1 protein-coding gene is annotated in these 2,822 nt (G+C 40.2%); it reads right to left on the bottom strand.

The features are described 5' to 3' along the window. On the bottom strand, positions 1-2,822 hold a 2,822-nt coding region (locus ENL20_00440; protein HHE37029.1), incomplete at both ends, for a hypothetical protein.

Here is a 2,822-nt window from a genome sequence, read left to right on the forward strand (position 1 = left end):
ATCATCGGTTGTACTGCTGATTATGGTGTTATAAAAACTTCCATTATCATAAAGTTCTATCTTCACATTTCCGCTCGTATTGGAACTTGTCCAGGTGATGTTATGAGTTGAATCGAGTTCCCAATCTTCTCCTCCATTGGGAGATGTTACGGTTATTTCCGGAACAGGAGGATCTCCATCAACTGTAAATGAATGAGGATCAGATGAGCCTATAAACGGATGATTGGTGCTATTTCCAGATTGATCCTCTGCATAAATATAATAATCGATTACACTTCCACCTGCTTGTTCAGGGATAATTCCCTGATAAGTATTTCCGCTTTGATGTGTCATCGTAACAGATGTATACGAACCTCCATCAACTCTATAATATATGAGTAATGAAGCAGCTACCAAAGGTTGTCCGCTATAAGCAACAATTGTAGCATCGATCTCATAATCGACTCGTGTATTAGGAACAGTTCCTGAAAGAGGAACATGATCGACATGTAACATTTCCCTATCAGCAACTCCTCTTAATCGACAATGAATAGCATCGGTTGATTCCCAACTCGAATCATAATATCCAAGAACTTCATAACCTGGCATTGCAGCTTCATAAACAGCAATAGCAGCAGCATCTTCCGAAGGAGAATTCATAGTCGGAACAAATACTTTATCGTTCAGGATAAATGAATTTGTGTAAGGTTCATCATTGGGAGTATTAACACGATAGATTTCATAAGGTGTTCCGTAAGATGAAGTTTGAACTTCAAAATAATCGACAGTTGCTTCGATCTCGTCATATTGGGAATGACTTGTGGGAACTTCCCTGATCAATAATTTATCAACATCAAGGAATTTTCCCCAGCAATCGACATGTCTGATATAATCGTTATTTGGATCGGCGACAACATGATAGGTTTGAATACCGAGATAATCTAACATCATTTGATCGATTTGAGCATGAGAAAGAGAACTGTTTTCATCCCAGACCAAATCCGTAGAAACAGCGATTCCCATGCCGTCGGTCATGTAATTTCCACCGGTATGTTCCAATCCCATCAGATAAAGATTTTCACTAAAGAAGGTAGCCATTTCACCGGGAATTGCATTATCATTCGGACGGGGACGATTGTAAGTGTAATCAATAACAGAAATGTCGTCTGTTCCGTCTTCAACCCACCAGGGACCATAATCTCTGATCCAATATGTATCCGTTGGTGAATATTCAAAATTCGTATTTGCCATATTCACGCCATTTGAGCTATAAATGCTGGTCACTGTTGCTTCTTCACTGGCATCAGCAACAATAGTTGTAACCATCACATCTTCCGACATTTCTGCGATCAAGGAAACAGGAACCCCAAACGGATATCGAACCAGAACACCTTCCTTCTTTTCAAATTCCGCGATTGCGCGAGGATTTACAGGTGTTGTTCCGCCCGGTGTTTCCACATCGAGTGTAACATAAACATATTCATCTGCTCCGGCATTGTTGCTGATCGTGACCGTAGCTGTATAAGTTCCATCCGTCATGCCTGCAGAATTAAAATCGCAGGTTATGGGGTCTGTTTCATTATAAACACAACTTCCTGAAGTTGGACTAACATCAAGCCAGGTTTCGTCCCTCGTATTACTGTATAATCTCATATATTCAGCAACTGACATATCTTCCGGTCTGGACTCCAGATCGAAACTTCTCGTTGTTGTATATTCCCAGGTGATATTGTATGTTAGAGTTGTTCCCGGATCACCGTTATTCGTAATATCAAAAGTTTGAGAATCAGTTTGGCCCGGTTCTAATTCTTGAGTCAGAGAAGTTGGATTTACCAGAATATCAGGTTCGGGAGTTCCGCCGGAATCGACTGTTAAAGTAACCGGAATTGTGATTGGCGATTCGTCAGGATCGTTGCTGGTAATTTCTATATCTGCAGTATAAATTCCTTCAGCTAAACCGGTTGAATTATATCCGACAGTAATCACATCATCACCAGCTCCTGCTGCAATGGAACCGCTGACAATCGAACTACCATCGATAGTTACCCATTCAGGTCCGGAAGAAACAACATTTACGGTATAATCTTCGACTTCTCCGTAAGTATGAGTTCCACAAGCCGTTGGTGTTGTGTTCCAGGTAAGTCTTGCTCGCATTCTTGTCTGACCTGTTAATGCTCCTTCGGGAGGTGTGATTGTTGTTGAGTAAGGTCCTGTTCCGGACCAGCTGGTGGTAATTGTCTCACCAGCATCTTCAAAATCTTCATCCTGATTCCAATCGATCCATAATCCGCCTTGATCACTTGTGTATGGATTACCGATCGTCAGAATAAAACTATATCCTGTTCCAATGGTCATATCTGTTGAAATGGAAGTATAGTCAGAATAGCCGTTACAAGTTGTAGATGAATTATCGATATCTCCAACTTGAATACGACTGATATATTCATCACAACCTCCGGAAGCAGAACAATAAGCACGAGAAGTGTATTCATAGATAATTCCCGAAGGTATTTTTAAACTTTCATCTCCAGGAATAATATCTTCTGAATTATTTATTATATCTCTTAATAACGGACTTCTTGTAGTTTCTGTAATCTCTGCATTATAATCAAGAGTTGCTCCACCCGTATTTCCGATATTCAAATTATCTGAAGATGTTTCATCCGGTTGTAAAGTTTCATCAAACTGGATTGGATTTACAGTAATATCAGCAGGATTGGAAGCTGTCAGATCGATAGCATCATTCCACGAATCTTCATCACAACTGATCGCAGCATCAAAATGGATCGGATGATTATCTGGAATGTTCGAAGCAACTGTGAAAGTATAAGCATTAGTTCTTG

The organism is Candidatus Cloacimonadota bacterium (genome assembly GCA_011372345.1).
In the GTDB taxonomy this organism is placed as follows: Bacteria; Cloacimonadota; Cloacimonadia; order Cloacimonadales; family TCS61; genus DRTC01.